Origin of the sequence: Paracoccus sediminicola (genome assembly GCF_027912835.1) — a bacterium.
Classification (GTDB): domain Bacteria; phylum Pseudomonadota; class Alphaproteobacteria; order Rhodobacterales; family Rhodobacteraceae; genus Paracoccus; species Paracoccus sediminicola.
The window spans coordinates 3,053,078-3,069,635 of record NZ_CP115768.1; the positions used below are offsets into that span (position 1 = coordinate 3,053,078).

The 16,558-nt window shown below is 65.3% G+C and carries 16 protein-coding genes and 1 pseudogene; 12 read left to right on the forward strand and 5 right to left on the reverse strand.

Going from position 1 to position 16,558, the window contains the following annotated elements:
* Positions 1 to 73: 73 nt before the first annotated feature.
* The 5 genes and pseudogenes from PAF18_RS14955 to PAF18_RS14975 form a co-directional block, all read left to right on the forward strand.
* Positions 74 to 1,129, forward strand: coding sequence for an efflux RND transporter periplasmic adaptor subunit (locus PAF18_RS14955; RefSeq protein WP_271116483.1), 1,056 nt, complete (start codon positions 74 to 76; stop codon positions 1,127 to 1,129).
* On the forward strand, positions 1,126 to 2,232 hold the full coding sequence (locus PAF18_RS14960; RefSeq protein WP_271116484.1) for an efflux RND transporter periplasmic adaptor subunit: 1,107 nt from the start codon (positions 1,126 to 1,128) through the stop codon (positions 2,230 to 2,232). The genes PAF18_RS14955 and PAF18_RS14960 overlap by 4 nt, the downstream gene beginning before the upstream one ends.
* Entirely contained in the window at positions 2,229 to 5,291 is a 3,063-nt protein-coding gene (locus PAF18_RS14965) for an efflux RND transporter permease subunit (protein ID WP_353620669.1), read from the forward strand. The genes PAF18_RS14960 and PAF18_RS14965 overlap by 4 nt, the downstream gene beginning before the upstream one ends.
* Before the next feature lie 54 nt (positions 5,292 to 5,345).
* The gene (locus tag PAF18_RS14970; protein WP_271116485.1) at positions 5,346 to 5,546 is read left to right on the forward strand and encodes a hypothetical protein; all 201 of its coding nucleotides are present in this window, start codon (positions 5,346 to 5,348) and stop codon (positions 5,544 to 5,546) included.
* 44 nt (positions 5,547 to 5,590) lie between these two features.
* A pseudogene (locus tag PAF18_RS14975) lies at positions 5,591 to 5,953 on the forward strand (phosphate acyltransferase); the annotation flags it as partial.
* Here PAF18_RS14975 and PAF18_RS14980 read toward each other — a convergent pair.
* Genes PAF18_RS14980 through PAF18_RS14990 form a run of 3 tightly spaced genes read right to left on the reverse strand, consistent with a single transcriptional unit; the run spans position 5,953 to position 7,371 of the window.
* A complete protein-coding gene (locus PAF18_RS14980) occupies positions 5,953 to 6,201 on the reverse strand; it encodes a sulfurtransferase TusA family protein (protein WP_271116486.1) in 249 nt (82 codons plus the stop codon). The pseudogene PAF18_RS14975 and the gene PAF18_RS14980 overlap by 1 nt on opposite strands.
* A 10-nt stretch (positions 6,202 to 6,211) precedes the next feature.
* The gene (locus PAF18_RS14985) at positions 6,212 to 6,727 is read right to left on the reverse strand and encodes a DUF2478 domain-containing protein (protein ID WP_271116487.1); all 516 of its coding nucleotides are present in this window, start codon (positions 6,725 to 6,727) and stop codon (positions 6,212 to 6,214) included.
* Positions 6,727 to 7,371: a GcrA family cell cycle regulator gene (locus tag PAF18_RS14990; RefSeq protein WP_271116488.1), complete on the reverse strand. Its 645-nt coding sequence runs from the start codon at positions 7,369 to 7,371 to the stop codon at positions 6,727 to 6,729. Before PAF18_RS14990 ends, PAF18_RS14985 begins: the two co-directional genes overlap by 1 nt.
* A 111-nt stretch (positions 7,372 to 7,482) precedes the next feature.
* Between PAF18_RS14990 and PAF18_RS14995 the strand changes: the two genes are divergently transcribed.
* The 4 genes from PAF18_RS14995 to argF all read left to right on the forward strand — a co-directional run bounded on the left by PAF18_RS14995 (position 7,483) and on the right by argF (position 11,218).
* Entirely contained in the window at positions 7,483 to 8,301 is an 819-nt protein-coding gene (locus tag PAF18_RS14995) for an ABC transporter permease (protein WP_271116489.1), read from the forward strand.
* Positions 8,302 to 8,518: 217 nt separating this feature from the next.
* Positions 8,519 to 9,697 carry an aspartate aminotransferase family protein gene (locus tag PAF18_RS15000; protein ID WP_271116490.1) on the forward strand — a complete coding sequence of 393 codons (1,179 nt, stop codon included), beginning with the start codon at positions 8,519 to 8,521 and terminating at the stop codon, positions 9,695 to 9,697.
* Positions 9,690 to 10,166 carry a GNAT family N-acetyltransferase gene (locus PAF18_RS15005; protein WP_271116491.1) on the forward strand — a complete coding sequence of 159 codons (477 nt, stop codon included), beginning with the start codon at positions 9,690 to 9,692 and terminating at the stop codon, positions 10,164 to 10,166. The genes PAF18_RS15000 and PAF18_RS15005 overlap by 8 nt, the downstream gene beginning before the upstream one ends.
* A 125-nt stretch (positions 10,167 to 10,291) precedes the next feature.
* Positions 10,292 to 11,218 carry an ornithine carbamoyltransferase gene (gene argF / locus PAF18_RS15010; RefSeq protein ID WP_271116492.1) on the forward strand — a complete coding sequence of 309 codons (927 nt, stop codon included), beginning with the start codon at positions 10,292 to 10,294 and terminating at the stop codon, positions 11,216 to 11,218.
* A gap of 29 nt (positions 11,219 to 11,247) precedes the next feature.
* On the opposite strand, the gene PAF18_RS15015 is transcribed toward argF, so the two are convergent.
* Entirely contained in the window at positions 11,248 to 12,021 is a 774-nt protein-coding gene (locus PAF18_RS15015) for a protein-disulfide reductase DsbD domain-containing protein (protein ID WP_271116493.1), read from the reverse strand.
* Positions 12,022 to 12,127: 106 nt separating this feature from the next.
* Between PAF18_RS15015 and PAF18_RS15020 the strand changes: the two genes are divergently transcribed.
* Entirely contained in the window at positions 12,128 to 12,691 is a 564-nt protein-coding gene (locus tag PAF18_RS15020) for a YqgE/AlgH family protein (RefSeq protein ID WP_271116494.1), read from the forward strand.
* Positions 12,692 to 12,700: 9 nt separating this feature from the next.
* On the opposite strand, the gene PAF18_RS15025 is transcribed toward PAF18_RS15020, so the two are convergent.
* Complete coding sequence (locus PAF18_RS15025; protein ID WP_271116495.1) at positions 12,701 to 13,654, reverse strand: L-threonylcarbamoyladenylate synthase; 954 nt, start codon at positions 13,652 to 13,654, stop codon at positions 12,701 to 12,703.
* 139 nt (positions 13,655 to 13,793) lie between these two features.
* On the opposite strand from PAF18_RS15025, the gene PAF18_RS15030 reads away from it, so the two are divergent.
* Entirely contained in the window at positions 13,794 to 15,482 is a 1,689-nt protein-coding gene (locus PAF18_RS15030; protein ID WP_271116496.1) for an acyl-CoA dehydrogenase, read from the forward strand.
* 20 nt (positions 15,483 to 15,502) lie between these two features.
* Complete coding sequence (locus PAF18_RS15035) at positions 15,503 to 16,540, forward strand: MBL fold metallo-hydrolase (protein ID WP_434802264.1); 1,038 nt, start codon at positions 15,503 to 15,505, stop codon at positions 16,538 to 16,540.
* Positions 16,541 to 16,558: the final 18 nt, after the last annotated feature.

Below are 16,558 nucleotides of genomic sequence, written 5' to 3' on the forward strand. Positions count from 1 at the left end.
AGACCTGTCTTTTCGGGCATGCAGCACGTGATGGTTGGAGGGACATATTTTGGTCCAGCATAAGACTGCCGCCATGATCCTGGCCGCATATTTCGTGGCCGCAAGCCTCGGGTTCCCGCGCGCGGCGAGCGCCGAAGACGTGCTGCCCGTCGAGTTGATCGAAGTGGCATCGCACGAGGTCGGCGCCGATCTTCGCCTGACCGGCACGCTGGAGGCGCTCGATAATGTCGCGCTTGGCTTTGGTGAGGGCGGGCGTATCCTCGACGTTCTGGCTACCGAAGGCGATGAATTCACGAAGGGCGAGGTTTTGGCGCGGATCGACCCCCTGCAACTGCAGCAGGCGCTGAACGCAGCCGAGGCGAGCCTTGCCGCCGCCACTGCGATCGAGGAACAGGCACGCCAGGCCTCCGAGCGGGCGAGCGCCATGCTGGAACGCGGCGTCGGCACCCGTGCCGCCCGCGACGCGGCGCGCCAGGAATTGAGCGCCGCCGAGACCCGCACCCGACAGGCGAAAAGCGCGCTCGACAAGGCGCGGCGCTCGCTCGATGATACGCGGCTGATCGCGCCGTTCGACGGGGTGGTCACCGCCAAGCTGGGTGAGGCGGGGCAGGTTGTGGGCGCGGCGCAGCCTATCCTGTCGCTCGCCTCGGATCGCGGGATCGAGGCGGTGTTTCTGACCCCGGACGCGGCGCATCTGGACGAAGCGATGGGCAAGAGCGTCGCGCTGCGCATGCTCGATTTCGAGGCCGCCCCTATGATGGCCCGGATCACCGAGATCGCCCCGCTGGTGGATACGGCCACCGGATCGGTCCTGATCCGCGCGAGCGTTGAAGATGCGCCCGAAAATCTCTCCCTGCTCGGTGCCTCGGTGCGCGGCACACTTAATCTGAGCGGCGAGACAGCCATCGAGATTCCCTGGACGGCGCTGAATTCGGACGGCGACGCGCCGGCGGTCTGGCGCGTCGGTGAAGACGGTATCGCAACGCTTACCCCGGTCGAGGTAGAGCGTTTCGACAATGGCACAGTGCTGTTGTCGGCGGGGCTCGCGGCGGGGGATATCGTCGTGGGCGACGGCTCTCAGCTTCTCTTTCCGGGCCGGCGGGTCGTCGCGGCGGAGGTCGCGCCGTGATCCGTGCCCTCGCCCTGCTGGCGGCGATTTTCGCTGCCTCCGCCCCGGTAAGCGCCCTCGATCTGCATTGGGGGCAGGGCGATGACGACGACGCAGCGACGCATGAGGACGAGCCGCCGCGGCCGGTCGTGTCGGTGGTGGTCGAGGACCTGCCCTCTCAGCGGCGCAGCTTTCCGGGTGTCGTCATAGCCGTGTCGGATGTGGACCTTGGGTTTCAGACGCTCGGGCGACTTTCTGGGCGGCCCGTAGATGTCGGCGACAGGGTGGACGCCGGGGATATTCTGGCAGAGCTGACCCCGGACGACCTTCAGGATAATGTCCGCGCCGCCGAGGCCGCTGTCGAGACCGCGACGGTGACGCTGCAAACCGCGCAGATCACGGCCACGCGGACCCGCGACCTGGCGCAGCGCAATGTTGCTTCCACCGCACAGCTTGAACAGGCTGAGCGGGGTCTCAAATCCGCAGAGGCGAGGCTGCGGGAGGCGCGTTCGGAGCTGGCCCGCGCGCAGGATGCCGAGGAATTTGCGCGGCTGACCGCGCCGTTTGACGGGGTGGTTTCAGCCGTCTTCGAAAACGCAGGCGCGGTGGTCGATGCGGGAACGCCGGTGCTGACGCTCTCTGACATAGACTCGCGCGAGGCGGTGATCGACCTGCCCGAGGTGGCGCTGAGCGCGTTGCCGAAAGGGACCGAAATGACGATCTGGCTCGAATCCGATCCCGAGCGGCGCAGCACCGCGACCGTCACGCGCATCGACCCGATGGCCGATGCCGCCACACGCACCAGGCGTTTGCATCTGAAGATCGCGGATGAGGCGGATTTCCGGCTGAACGCGCTGATCCGGGCGCAGCGCGCAGGGCAGGCGGGCACGCTTCTGTCGGTGCCGGTCACCGCGCTTTCGGGAGATGGCGAAGATGTGGCGGTCTGGGTGGTGTCGCGCAGCGGCGATATGGCGACAGTGAGCAGGCGCGCGGTCGAGACCGGCATCCGCATGAGCGGTTATGTCGAGATCACATCGGGTCTCATCCCCGGCGAAGAGGTGGTGATCCGCGGCGTCAACTCGCTGACGGACGGTCAGGCCGTTGGGCGGCCGGTGCGCCCATGATGCGGCGGCGCGGCTTCAACCTGTCGGACTGGGCGCTGAAGCATCGCAGCTTCGTCTGGTTCCTGCTGGTCGTGTCGATGCTGGCCGGCGCGCTGTCCTACAGCAATCTTGGCCGCGAGGAAGACCCCAACTTCACCATCAAGGTGATGGTGATCGGCGCCGCTTTGCCCGGCGCTTCGATAGATGAGACGCTGGATCAGGTCACCAAGCGGATCGAGAAGAAGCTCGAGGAGCTGGACGAACTCAAGTTTACGCGCTCGGTGACCATGCCGGGTCAGGCGGTGGTCTATGTGGAGCTCGGCCCCGAGACAAAGGGCCCCGATGTGCCAGAGGTCTGGAAGCGGGTCCGGCACATGATGGCCGATATCCGGCCGGATTTTCCCGAGGAATTCGCCGGTTTCCGCTTCGACGACAATTTCGGCGACGTCTACGGCAATATCTACGCTTTCACCGCGGACGGTTTCACCCCGCGCGAGCTGCGCGACCGCGTGGACCGGATCGGGGATCAGGTGCGGGCGCTGCCACTGGCCGGAAAGGTCGAATTGCTCGGCGAACAGGATGAGGAGATATATCTGGAATTCTCGCCGTCGCGGCTGGCTGCGCTCGGGCTCACCCAGGAGCAGGTGATGAGCACGGTCAACCGGCAGAACGCCATCGCGCCTTCTGGCGTGATCATGTCCGGGGAAGAGCGGATCCTCGTGCGGGTCGACGGCGAGTTCATGGATTCCAGCGCCATCGCCGACGTGAATTTCCGCATCGGAGACCGCTTCTTCAACCTCGCCGACGTCGCCAGCGTGCGACGCGATTACGAGGATCCGCCCTCATCCTTGTTCCGCTATAACGGCCAGCCCGCCGTCGGGCTTCAGATCGGCATGAAAGAGGGCGGCAATATTCTCGAATTCGGCGATCAGGTCGATACGCTGATGGCGAATGTGGCAGCGGATCTTCCCATCGGGATCGAAATGGCCAAATTCGCCGATCAGCCCCATGTCGTCGAAGAGGCGGTCGGCCATTTCGTGCAGGCCCTGGCAGAGGCGGTGGGCATCGTTCTGCTGGTGAGCTTTATCAGCCTGGGCTTCCGCGCGGGGATGGTGGTGACCATGTCCATTCCTCTGGTTCTGGCGATCACCTTCGTGGTCATGGAGTATTACGGGATCACGCTTCAGAGGGTCTCTCTGGGCGCGCTCATCATCGCGCTCGGACTGCTGGTCGATGATGCGATGATCGCCATCGAGACGATGATCTCGCGGCTGGAAATCGGTGAGACGCTGAGCGATGCCGCATCTTACGCATGGACCTCCATCGCCTTCCCGATGCTGACCGGCACGTTGGTGACCGTGGCCGGGTTCATCCCCATCGGGCTGAACAACTCGGATGCGGGTGAGTTCACCTTTTCGCTCTTCGTGGTGATCGCGGTCTCGCTGGTGGTGAGCTGGGTCGTCGCGGTGCTGTTTGCACCGATCCTGGGAGTGGCCTTCCTTCCCAAGAAGCTGAAACACCACGACGGTACGCCGGGTCGGCTGCGCCGAATGTTTCATCGCGCGCTGCGGGGGGCGATGCGGTTCAGGTGGTTGACCATCGGGATTACCCTTGTGGCATTCGGAGTCTCGATCTGGGGGATGCGCTTCGTCGAGCAGCAATTCTTTCCAAGCTCGGACCGGACCGAAGTGCTTGTCGATATCGAGCTGCGCCACAACGCCTCGATTTCGGCGACGCGTGACATGATGGACCGTCTGGAAGCGCATCTCGCCGATAACGAGGATGTCAGCGACTGGACGTCCTATGTGGGCATGGGCGCGCCGCGCTTCGTGCTGGCGCTCGATATTCCCACGGCGGGGCCGCATATGGGTCAACTGGTCATCCAGACGCCGGATCTGGATGCGCGCGACCGGGTCAAGGCGCGGATCCGGGAACTGGCGCGGACCGAATTCGCCGGGACCAATATCTATGTGAAGAATCTCGAGGTCGGCCCGCCGGTCGGCAAGCCAGTCCAGTATCGGGTCAGCGGCCCGGATATCGAGGATACCCGCGATGCCGCGCGGCAACTTGCGGCGGTTCTGGCCGAGGATAACCGGTTGCGGGGCATCGTGCTGGACTGGAACGAGCCAGCCCGCGTGGTGCGGCTGCATGTGCTTCAGGATCAGGCGCGGCGGCTCGGTGTCAGTTCGGCGGGAATCGCCGAGGCGCTCGCGATGATGTTTTCTGGCCGCAGGGTGACTCAGCTTCGGGACGGCGAATTCCTGATCGACGTCGTGATCCGTGCCGCCGAGGATGAGCGAAGCTCGATCGACACGCTTCGCAATCTGCAATTCGCGACCTCGACCGGCACGCCGATCCCGCTCGCCAGCCTCGCCAGGCTGGAATACAGCACTGAACAGCCGCTTATCATGCAGCGCAACGGTTTGCCGACGGTGACGGTGAAGGCGGCCATCTCGGGTGATGATCAACCTGCAACGCTGGTGTCGGAACTGGCCCCACGTGTCGCAGCCTTTCAGGAGACCATTCCGCCAACCATCGGCATCGAGATCGGCGGCACTGTCGAAAGCTCTGCCGAAAGCCAGGAGCCGATTGCCGCCGTCGTGCCGCTGATGCTGCTGAGCATGGCTGTGCTGATCATGGCCCAGATGCAGAGCTTCCGTCTGTCGGCCATCGTGTTTTCCGCCGCGCCTCTGGGGCTGATCGGGGTCGTGATCGTACTGGTGGGCTTTGGCGTGCCAATGGGTTTCGTGGCGATCCTCGGGATCCTCGCACTTGCCGGCATCCTGATCCGCAACTCGATCATCCTTGTCCACGAGGTGCAAAGCCTGCTCGCCAAGGGGCAGAGCCGGTGGGACGCGGTGTTCAACGCCTCGGACAGCCGCGCCCGGCCCATTCTGCTGACCGCGGCGGCGGCGAGCCTGGCGTTGATCCCGATTTCGCGGCAGGTCTTTTGGGGGCCGATGGCGTTTTCGATGATGGGCGGGATCATCGTCGGGACGCTCATCACCTTGCTGTTCGTCCCGGCGCTTTACTGCGCCGTGTATCGCGTGCAGCCTCCGGCACAGGGCGACGCGAACTGATTGAGCGCCCGCCGACGCGCGCCCAGGAAGGCGGGACGCAAGGCCGGAGGACCGGTGAGCGACCAGCAACCCATCACCTACCGCACCGCGCCGTCAGAGGCACCGCACTATCGCCCCGAACCACGTCCGCAGACATTCGACGTGGCGCCCTCGCCCCCGATGGCCACGCAGCGCGATCCGTCGCTCGCCTGCGGCCCCGGCGTCGCGGTGCCCGTGCAGGCCATCGCCGGGCGGCCCGAGACCCCCGAGGACTAACGACAAAGGGCAATCCGGTCGCCGTGACCTATGGCCCTACGTTGCAGCCCCGCATGATCTCCGCCGAGGGCGATGATCCGCGCGTGCTGCGCGCAGCCGTCGCCCGGCAGCGAGGCGGCGTGGGCGCGTCCAGTATGGTCGACCCCGAGGATGATGTGCGACGCAGGCTGGAAGAGGCCGGGCTCGGCGATGCCGTTCGCGAGGTCAAGCCGGTCAGCGCTGGTACTACCCGCCATCTCGATGCCCACTCGGACGTTCTTTATGTGCGGCCTCAGCGAAAAAGCGTCGACCGCGACGACGCCCACAAGCGCGCCATTCGGGACCGCCATATCTTCGCCTCTCTGATGCTGGCGCATGGGCATGGTGACGGGCTCGTGACCGGGGCGATGCGCAATAGCGCGAATGTTCAGGTGCCGGCGCGGCAGGACATGACCGCGCCGCGCTGCACCTCGAATCGGATGCTGCCATCGGGCTGCGCCTCGGCAGAGATCAGCGTGTGACCTGCTTCGGCGCAGAAATGCGGCACATCGACTGTCGCCATCCGGTCCGTTGCGATCAGCGTTACCTTCGCACCTTCAGGAAGCGAGGACAGCATCTTGCGCAGCCGCAGCACCGGCAGTGGGCACAGCAGTCCGCGCGCGTCGATTTCGGTCATCGCGGCCCGGTCATGCCGCGCGAGGCTGAGTCGCGCGCGCGGCCCAGGCGGCAAGATCGCCAGGCTTTACTTTCGTCGCAAGCTCGCCTGCAAATTCTGCAAACTCCGCCTTCTGTTGGGGCGCTACCGAGATCAGCACCGGCAAATCGCGATCCATCGCGGCGGCGATCACCGCGACCATCCCGCGCCCGAAAATCTCCTGCTTGCCGAATTTATTGAGGATCAGCAGCTCCGCATCCGGCAAGGTGTCGAGCACCCTCTGCGCCGCGAGTTCAAGCGCGCCGCTATCCAGCCGGCAACCCCGCGCCTCTGCGCCGAGATCCTGAGAGATCACCACATCGGGCCCGTCATCGCCCAAGATATGCAGGGTCATCTCGCAATGGCAGTCATCCGCGGCGGTCTCGCTGGTCTGGAGCGCGCCACGCACGGCCACGCCAGAAGCCGACAGCCGGGCCGCCAGATCCCGCATCAGCGCATGGGCGGCGGCGCCGCCTCCGGTTTCTGCGTGATCCAGCCAGCCGAGCATCAACGGCGACGGTCTCGGCGAGAGCTCATCGGCTGGAAGGCGACGCCGACATGAGCCTCGCAATAGGGTTTTCCGGCCTGGCTTGGCAGACCGCAGAACCAGAACTTTTCGGTCGCCGGATCGCCGATGGGCCATTTGCAGGTTCGCTCGGTCAGCTCCATCAGCGAAAGCTTCCGTGCCTTCTTTTCGACCTCGCGCACATTCGCGAGCGCTTCGGGGCTGATCTCATTGGCCGAGGGCTGAGGCGGCAAGGGCTGGCCCGCCGGGACGATCGGGCGGCGCGGGCTGAAGCTGGGTTGTGCAGGCGGCTCGGCGGATTGGGTCGCGGGCTCTTCCTCGGGCTCGGGCTCGGGTGCTGCGGCGGGCGCAGGCTTGGCCTTGGTTTTGGGCGCCGCGGCCTCTGGCGTGCGCTTCGCCTTGGCCTTCGGCGCGGCTTTCGGCTTGGCACCGGCCTTCGCAGCGGCTTCGGCGGCGGGCGCCGCCTCGGCTTCGCCTTCGTCACGGTTGGACAGACCCAGCCGGTGAACCTTGCCGATCACCGCGTTGCGCGTGACGCCGCCCAGCTCCTTCGCGATCTGGCTCGCGGACTGGCCCTCGGACCACATCCGCTTGAGGGTTTCGACACGCTCGTCGGTCCAGGACATTTCAGGCCTTTCCGGCGGTCGCCCGCCCCATCTTGCAATTCCAGACATGCCCGGTCACACCGGGAATACCGAGAAATATCCCGCCACGCCTGTCAATTCAAGAAGCGAGCCATGACAGAAATCGATCAGATCATCCGCCGCCCGATGGGTGCCCGCCGTTTCGGCCGGATCAACTGGCTGGGGCTTCGCACGCTGGCGGGGCGCGAGATCAGCCGCTTCATGTCGGTCTGGCAGCAGACGATCTTTGCGCCGCTGATGACGGCGGGGCTGTTCGTGGTGGTGTTTTCCGTTGCGCTCGGGCGCGGCGACCGTGAGGTGATGGGACTGCCCTATCTGGTGTTCCTTGGCCCCGGCATCCTGATGATGACGGTGATCCAGAACAGCTTTGCGAACACTTCGTCGAGCATCATTGCCTCGAAGATGCAGGGCAATATCATCGATACGCTGATGCCGCCGCTCTCTGCCGGAGAGATCCTGGCGGGCTATCTTACCGGTGCCGTTGCGCGCGCCGCGCTGGTCTCGCTGGTGATCGGGTCAGGGATGGCGTTGTTGATCGGCCAGCTTCCCGATCATCCTGTCGTTGCGGCGCTGTTCATCCTGCTCGGTGCGCTGCTGATGGGCGGGCTGGGGATGATCGGCGGCATCATGGCGCAGAAATTCGATCAGATGGCGGCGATCACGAATTTCATCGTCACCCCGCTGAGCTTTCTTTCCGGGACCTTCTACTCGATCGAGGCGTTGCCGCCGCTGTTCCGGGCAATCAGCCACGCCAACCCGATCTTCTACCTTATTGACGGCGCGCGTTATGGCTTCACCGGCGTCAGCGATTCGAGCCCGGTTCTGGGCTTCGCGGTCTGTGCCGGCTCGGTGCTCGCGGTTTGCGGGCTGGCGCTTTGCCTGCTGCGCAGCGGCTATCGGATGAAGCCCTGAGGCCGCGATAGGGCGCTATCGCCGGGCACCGTAGGCTTGGCTTCGAAATTAGCGCTTGCCGCCGGGTCAGTTTTGCCGCATTCAAACGGGCATGATCGACCGGACCGCATATCACGCCCGTCCCCGACGCCGCTGAGGCGCGATCCCGCATGTCCGGCGGTGACACGGGCAAATCCCATCTGCTAATGCGTTCATGGCCAATCGAAGGAGCCATCCCATGTCCGAATTCCCGCATGTTCTGCCGACCTATAACCGCGCGCCGCTCTCGTTCGAGCGTGGTGAGGGTTCCTGGGCCGTTGCACAGGACGGGACGCGATACCTGGATCTCGGCGCGGGGATCGCGGTCAATGTGCTCGGCCATGCCCATCCCGAGCTGGTCGCCACGCTGACCGAACAGGCGCAGCGGATCTGGCATGTCTCGAATCTCTATCACATCCCCGAGCAGGAGCGGCTGGCGGATCTGCTGGTTGAGAACAGCTTTGCCGATACGGTGTTCTTCACCAATTCCGGCACCGAAGCCGCCGAGCTGGCCATCAAGATGGCGCGGAAATACTGGGACCATCAGGGCCAGCCGGACCGTTTCGAGATCCTGACATTCGACGGCGCCTTTCACGGCCGCTCGACAGGCGCCATCGCCGCGGCGGGGTCGGAAAAGATGGTGGCGGGATTTGGCCCGCTCATGCCCGGTTTCTGCCAGCTTCCCTGGGGCGATAGCGAGGCACTTGCAGCGGCGATCACTGACAAGACATGTGCCGTCATGCTGGAACCGATTCAGGGCGAAGGCGGCATCCGGCCTTTAGGCGATGCCGAACTGCGCAAAATACGGCAACTCTGCGACGAAACCGGCACATTGCTGATCCTTGACGAGGTGCAATGCGGCATGGGCCGGACCGGGCGGCTCTTTGCCCATGAATATGCCGGAATCGCGCCCGATATCATGATGGTGGCAAAGGGGATCGGCGGCGGCTTTCCTCTTGGCGCGGTGCTCGCCACCCGCGAGGCGGCGGCGGGGATGGTCGCAGGCACCCACGGGTCCACCTATGGCGGCAATCCGCTGGGCTGTGCCGTCGGGGCGAAGGTGATGGAGATCGTGTCGGACCAAGCCTTCCTCGCCGAGGTGAACCGCAAGGCATCGCTGTTGCGGCAGAAGCTGGAAGGGCTCGTCGCCACTTATCCGGACATCTTCGAGGAGGTGCGGGGACAGGGGCTGATGCTGGGTCTCAAATGCAAGCGGCCGCCGGGCGAGCTGGTCGCGGCAGGCTATGGCCAGCAGATCCTGACCGTGGCGGCGGCGGATAATACGCTTCGCCTGCTGCCACCGCTGAACATCACCGATGAGGACATCGCCGAAGCGGTCAGCCGGCTCGATAAAGCCGCGGCCTCGCTGAATGGCTGAGTACGGGTTTCAGGTTGTCGCGGAAGACGATCTTCCCATGCTGGCGGACTGGTTGCGTCAGGAGGCCGTCAGCCGCTGGTGGAAGAATGCCGATATGCAGATCGCCGAGATCCGTGAACATATCTCCGATCCCGGGATCGCCCTGCGAATCGTCACCGCCGCTGATGCGCCCATCGCCTATGTGCAGCATTATCCCGCCGCACGCTGGCCCGCGCCGCATTTTGCGGGGCTGCCGCCGGACAGCGTGGCGATCGATCTCTTCAGCGGTCCGCAGGGCTTCGGACATGGCGGCCGCTGGCTGCGGCAACTGGGCGATATGCTGTTGCGCCGTGTCTCGACATTGGCCATCGACCCGACCCCGGAAAACAGCCGCGCCATCGGCGCTTATCAGCATGCCGGCTTCACGGGCGACGTAATTCGCCCCGATGCCGAAGGCAATTGCGTGCGCGTCATGACTCGGCGACGATAACGCCATCCTTCGTGCTCACATATCCTTTGGGGGCCGCGCCGCGGGCGTGGCGGGGGGGGTAGAACCCCTCTTGACCCCGCGATCCGATCCGGGCTTGCTGGCCCGAGACGCCGAAAGACAGCCAGATGAACCACTTCCTCGATATCCATAGCACCGGCAAGGATGATCTCCGCGCCATCATCGACAATGCCCAGGCGATGAAGACCGCCCGCAACGGCCGCCCCAAGGGCACCGTCGATGACGATCTGCCATTGAACGGGCGCATGGTGGCGCTGATCTTCGAGAAGCCTTCGACCCGCACCCGCGTCAGCTTCGATGTGGGCGTGCGCCAGATGGGCGGGCAGACCATGCTGCTCTCGGGTAAGGAAATGCAGCTCGGTCATGGCGAAACCATCGCCGACACCGCCCGCGTATTGTCGCGCTATGTCGATCTTATCGTGATCCGCACCTTCGAGGAGGCGACGCTTCTGGAGATGGCCGAATACGCCACCGTGCCGGTCATCAACGGGCTGACCAATCGCACCCATCCCTGTCAGATCATGGCCGATGTGCTGACCTATGAGGAACATCGCGGCCCGATTGCGGGGCGCAAGGTGGTGTGGTCGGGCGATGGCAACAATGTCTGCGCGAGCTTTCTGCACGCGGCAGGACAGTTCGGTTTCGATTTCACCTTCACCGGGCCGAAGCCGCTCGACCCCGAGCCGGAATGGCTCGAATTCGCCCGTGCCCAGGGTGTGAAGGCCGAGATCGAGCGTGATCCGCACAAGGCGGTCGCCGGGGCCGATCTTGTGGTCACCGACACCTGGGTGAGCATGCACGACCCCGAATCCGCCAAGGAGCGTCGGCACAACCAGCTTCGCGGTTATCAGGTCAATGAAGATCTGATGTCGAAGGCCAAGCCCGACGCGCTGTTCATGCATTGCCTGCCCGCCCATCGCAATGACGAGGCGACGAGCGCGGTGATGGACGGCCCCCATTCGGTGATCTTCGACGAGGCGGAAAACCGTCTGCACGCCCAGAAGGCGGTCATGCGGTGGTGCCTGGGGGTCTGAAAGGGCGGCGTAGCGCGGCGTCGCTGCGCTCAGCCTCGTCCGGCGGCGCAGCCGCGGAACTCGGTCGCGCCATCTTCTCCGAGCATGGTGGTAATCACCGCGCCGGGCTCGAACGCAAAGGGCTTGCCGCTCGGAGCGACGAAATCGACGGAAATCTCTGTGCCCTCGGCATTGTATTCGGGTGTCGAGGCCCAGACATCGCGATCCGCGGCATATTCGACCGCCAGATCCGCGCCCCATTCCGGCACGGTCATGGTCAGCGTCATCCCGTCCTCGATTTCGCCGATGACGCAGGGCGGCTGAACCGGCGACGGGTCGGGCTGTTGTGCCAGCGCCGTCTGGATCACCGGATCGGGCGCCTCATCTGCGGCAGGAGCGCTGAGCGATAATTCTGCCGGGATGCAGATATTTTCGCATAGCCCAAGAAGGATATCGGCCGAGATCCCGATTTCTCGTCCCGGGGTTTCGGGTGTGACGGTGAAGGGCAGCACGAGCCGGTCGTGATAGCCGAGTGTCCGGGTCCCGTCCGATTGAATGACCTCCGGCGCGGGCCAGTGGAATTCGACCGCGCCGATATTGTTGCCGCGCCAGTCGAATTCGGGCGGCAGCCCCGTCTCGCCCGGTTGGCGCCAATAGGTCTTCCAGCCGGGCGCCATTACCAGTTCCAGCGCGGCGATGCGATTGCCGTTCTGATCCATCCAGCCGGGCAGGAAGACCGCGGATTTCAGCCCCTGCGGCAGATCCTCGGCGGCCAGGGTCGCGGGCAGGGCTGTCAGCAGGCTCAGCATAAGTAGCTTTCTCATGCGCCCCGTCTAGCGCAGCCTGAGGGGGCGCTTAAATCACCTTTTCGAGACGGGGTTGCGAAAGCCGGGGCGGGTGGCGATCTTGAGGGACAGGAGGCCTGGATCCATGACATCTGACAGCGAGCTGACCGGCAAGATCCTCATTGCGATGCCGGATATGGGCGATCCGCGATTCGCGCATTCCGTGGTGCTCATATGCGCACATGCCGAAGATGGGGCGATGGGCGTGGTGCTGAACAAGCCGATGCAGGATATGAAATTCGCCAAGCTGCTCGAGATGCTGGGTATCGAAGCGGAAACGCCTGCCCCGAACCTGCCGGTCCGCATCGGTGGCCCGGTCGAGCCGGTGCGCGGTTTTCTCATCCACCCGCAGACCGGGGCCGAGCGTGAGGGCACGATGGATATCGGTTCCGGTCTGGCGATGACGACAACGCGTGACATTCTGGTCGAGCTGGCCGAGGGGCGCGGCCCCGAGCGCGCGATGTTGGCGCTTGGCTATGCCGGGTGGGGGCCGGGGCAGCTCGATGAAGAAATCCTTGCGAATGGCTGGCTTACCGGCGAGATGGACCCGGATTATGCCTTTGGCGAGACCGACCAGATCTGGATGCGGGCTTTGCAGTCGCTGGGTGTCGATCCGCTGTCGCTTTCCGGTGCGGCGGGACGCGCCTGAGCGCGGCGCTCAGCGCGGCGCGGCCGCGCGGCGCAGCCTGTCGTTGATCGCCCGGCCCAGCCCGTGATCCGGCACCGGCGCCATCGCGATGGGACGGCCTGTCGCATCGGCGCGGTGAAGCGCGTCGAACAGCCTTGACGCGGCCTCGACCAGATCGCCTGAGGCCGAGAGGCTGGTGTCGCCGGGAATATCCCCGAAACCGATAAGGAACTCGCCCGACTCCGCCTCTCGGGCATTCAGGCGCAGAGGCGCGCCCGGTGCGTAATGGCTGCTGAGCATCCCCGGCGCCTCGGGACGCTGCGGGTCGGCATTCGCCGCCGGTGAGGCGAGCGGTTCGCCCAGACAATCCGCGATGGTTTCGGCTGGAAGCCCTCCGGGTCGGAGCAGGACATGCTTTCCGCCCTGCCGGCCGATGATCGTCGATTCGACCCCGACCTGGCAGGGGCCGGCATCGATGATCGCTGCCAGCCTGTCGCCGAGCCCGTCCATCACATGCTGCGCCGTGGTCGGGCTGATCCGCCCCGAGGGATTGGCCGAGGGGGCCGCGACGACACCGCCAAAAGCATACAGCAGGTCCTGCGCCACAGGATGCGCCGGCACCCTGATCGCCACCGTATCGAGCCCGGCCGTGACGATCGAGGCGATGCCCGAACCGCCGCGCAGCGGAACCACCAGCGTCAGCGCTCCGGGCCAGAATGCCGCCGCCAGCCGCCGCGCCGCGTCGTCGAAGATCCCGATCCGCTCAGCGGTTGCCAGGTCGGGCGCATGGACGATCAGTGGGTTGAAGCTGGGCCGTCCCTTCGCCGCATAGATCCCGGCCACGGCCTGCCCATTGCGGGCATCCGCTGCGAGCCCGTAAACCGTTTCGGTCGGCATGGCGACCAGTCGGCCTTGCGCCAGCATCATCGCCGCGTAGGCAATCTGTTCGGCCTCGGGGGCAAGCAGGCGGGTTTCGGGGCTCATGACGGGGCGGGCGAGGCTGTTACGCAGGGTTTTTCAGGGTGACGGGTTGCCGGTATTGCCGCGCCTTGTAATCTGGTGCGACCGAAACCCTTGCATAGACGCCGCATGCCAAGCCGGCAAGCCGGCGACGGAGTAGAAGATGGCTTACCGCGCACCCGTCGATCAAATCCGTTTCATTCTGAATAATGTCGTGCCCTTCAACGAGGTGGCGGCGACCGAGACCTATGCCGAGGCATCTCCCGACATGGTCGATGCGATCCTGAACGAGGCAGGTCGCATGGCGTCAGAGGTGCTTGCGCCGCTGAACGAGGCGGGGGACGCCCATCCGGCGCGGCTGGAAAACGGTGTGCTGCGCTCGTCTCCGGGCTTCGACAAGGGCTTCAACGCCATTGCCGAGGGTGGCTGGATCGGGCTGTCGGCTGATCCCGAATATGGCGGCGCCGGGCTGCCGCAGGCGCTGAACATGGCGGTCGGCGAATTCATGGCCGGGGCCTGCCTGTCGCTGCAACTCAACCCGCTGCTGACTCAGGGCCAGATCGAGGCGCTTGAACATCACGCCGATGACGAAATGAAGGCGCTGTATCTGCCCAAGCTGATCTCGGGCGAGTGGAACGGAACCATGAACCTGACCGAGCCGCAGGCGGGTTCCGATGTCGGTGCGCTCAAGACCAAGGCCGAGCCGAATGGCGATGGCAGCTATTCGATCACCGGGCAGAAGATCTATATCACCTGGGGCGACAGCGATGTGAACGAAAACACCTGCCACGCCGTCCTGGCGCGTCTGCCCGACGGGGTCGACGGCACCAAGGGTATCAGCCTGTTCATGGTGCCGAAATTCCTGCCCGACGAAAACGGCAAGCCGGGCAAGGCCAATAACGTCAAGGTGGTCAGCCTGGAACACAAGCTGGGCATTCACGGCTCGCCGACCTGCGTGATGGAATATTCCGGCGCCAAGGGTTGGCTGATCGGCAAGGAGCATGGCGGTATGGCAGCCATGTTCACCATGATGAACGCGGCTCGTCTGGGCGTCGGCGTGCAAGGCGTCGGCGTCGCCGAGGCGGCGTTGCAAAAGGCCGTCGCCTATGCCGCCGAGCGTGAACAGTTCGGCCCGATCATCCGCCACCCAGATGTGCGCAGGATGCTCGCCACCTCGCGGGCCGAGATCTTTGCCGCCCGCGCGATCTGCCTCGCCTGCGCCACTGCGCTGGACATGGCCGAAGCGACGGGCGACGCGGAATGGGCCGCCCGCGCGGCACTTCTGACCCCGATCGCCAAGACCTACGGCACCGATGTCGGTTGCCGCGTGGCCGATACGGCGGTGCAGGTGCATGGCGGGATGGGCTATGTCGAGGAAACCGGCGCTGCGCAATATCTGCGCGATGTGCGCATCACGCCGATCTATGAAGGCACGAACGGCATCCAGGCTATGGACCTGGTCGGGCGCAAGATGATGGATGGCGGCGCCGCCGCTCAGGCTCTGCTGGAACAGATCCAGGACGAGGCCCGCGCCAACAGCAAGGTCTGCCCGATCCGCATCGAAAGCCTCTGGGGCGCGGCCGAGACCCTGTCCGAGGCGACCGCGCAGCTTGTCGAGATGGATATGGAGGACCGCTTCGCCGCCGCCGTGCCCTATCTCTCGGCCTTCGCACGGGTTCTCGGTGCCTATTACCACCTCAAGGCCGCGGTGAGCGGGGGTGAGGATGAGCGGCTTATGGCCAAGATCTATGTCGACCGCATCCTGCCCCGCTACCGCGCCGATCTGGAAGAGGCAGAGGCCGGGTTCGGCGATCTGAAGGCGATCAGCGACACGGCGCTCGGTCTGGCGTGAGGCGCGGGGTGACGGCTGGCATCAAGGCGGGTGTCGCGCATCCGTGGGCCGATCCGCCTGCAACTGGCAGCGCCACCGAGGTCGCGCCGGGCGTGCTGTGGATGCGGCTGCCGCTGCCGATGAAGCTGGATCATGTCAATGTCTACGCGCTTGATGACGGCGATGGCTGGACCGTGGTGGATACCGGCTTCGATACGGGCCGCAGCCGCGCGATCTGGCAGACCTTGCTCGATGGCCCGCTGGCCGGACGGCCGGTGACGCGGCTGATCGCGACGCATCATCACCCCGATCATCTCGGCCTCGCGGGCTGGTTCGTCGATCACGGCGCGGCGCTGTGGACGACGCGCACGGCCTGGCTCATGGCGCGGATGCTGGTTCTGGATGAGCAGGAGGCCCCGCCGACGCAATCGCTTTCCTTCTGGCGCGCTGCGGGGATGCCGCCCGAGATGCTGGCGCAGCGCGCGGCCGAACGGCCGTTCAACTTCGCCGATGTCGTCCACCCGATCCCGCTCGGCTACCGGCGGCTTCAGCATGGCGAAGAACTGAGCTTCGGACAGCGCCGCTGGCGGGTCGTGACCGGTGACGGCCATGCGCCCGAACATGCGACTTTCTGGTCGCTGGAAGATGATCTGGTCATTGGCGGCGATCAGCTCTTGCCCGGTATCTCGCCCAATCTCGGCGTCTATCCGACCGAGCCCGAGGCCGATCCGGTGGGCGAATGGCTGGAAAGCTGCGCGCGCTTTTCCGAACTGGCCGAGGACCGGCATCTCGTGCTGCCCGGCCACAAGCTGCCCTTTACCGGGCTGCCGCTAAGGCTTGGACAGATGCGCGAGAACCATGTCTCTGCCCTCGATCGTATCACGCAGGCGCTGCGCGAGACCCCACTTTCCGCTGTCGGCTGCTTCCCGATCCTGTTCAAGCGGCCCATCGGTCCGGGCGAGTTCGGGCTGGCCCTTGTCGAGGCGGTTGCCCATCTCAACCGGCTCGCCGCAGCGGGGCGAATCACGCGCGCCGGCACCGACGATCACGGTGCTGTGCTGTGGCGCTCTGCCGCGTGACAGCCCGCTTTCGATGGG

Bases quoted from the DNA above. Each gene is read 5' to 3' on its own strand.
- PAF18_RS14955 (WP_271116483.1), top strand. From the start codon at position 74: ATGATCCTGGCCGCATATTTCGTGGCCGCAAGCCTCGGGTTCCCGCGC.
- PAF18_RS14965 (WP_353620669.1), top strand. From the start codon at position 2,229: ATGATGCGGCGGCGCGGCTTCAACCTGTCGGACTGGGCGCTGAAGCAT.
- PAF18_RS14980 (WP_271116486.1), bottom strand. From the start codon at position 6,201: ATGACCGAAATCGACGCGCGCGGACTGCTGTGCCCACTGCCGGTGCTG.
- PAF18_RS14985 (WP_271116487.1), bottom strand. From the start codon at position 6,727: ATGCTCGGCTGGCTGGATCACGCAGAAACCGGAGGCGGCGCCGCCGCC.
- PAF18_RS14990 (WP_271116488.1), bottom strand. From the start codon at position 7,371: ATGTCCTGGACCGACGAGCGTGTCGAAACCCTCAAGCGGATGTGGTCC.
- PAF18_RS14995 (WP_271116489.1), top strand. From the start codon at position 7,483: ATGACAGAAATCGATCAGATCATCCGCCGCCCGATGGGTGCCCGCCGT.
- PAF18_RS15000 (WP_271116490.1), top strand. From the start codon at position 8,519: ATGTCCGAATTCCCGCATGTTCTGCCGACCTATAACCGCGCGCCGCTC.
- PAF18_RS15005 (WP_271116491.1), top strand. From the start codon at position 9,690: ATGGCTGAGTACGGGTTTCAGGTTGTCGCGGAAGACGATCTTCCCATG.
- argF (WP_271116492.1), top strand. From the start codon at position 10,292: ATGAACCACTTCCTCGATATCCATAGCACCGGCAAGGATGATCTCCGC.
- PAF18_RS15015 (WP_271116493.1), bottom strand. From the start codon at position 12,021: ATGAGAAAGCTACTTATGCTGAGCCTGCTGACAGCCCTGCCCGCGACC.
- PAF18_RS15020 (WP_271116494.1), top strand. From the start codon at position 12,128: ATGACATCTGACAGCGAGCTGACCGGCAAGATCCTCATTGCGATGCCG.
- PAF18_RS15025 (WP_271116495.1), bottom strand. From the start codon at position 13,654: ATGAGCCCCGAAACCCGCCTGCTTGCCCCCGAGGCCGAACAGATTGCC.
- PAF18_RS15030 (WP_271116496.1), top strand. From the start codon at position 13,794: ATGGCTTACCGCGCACCCGTCGATCAAATCCGTTTCATTCTGAATAAT.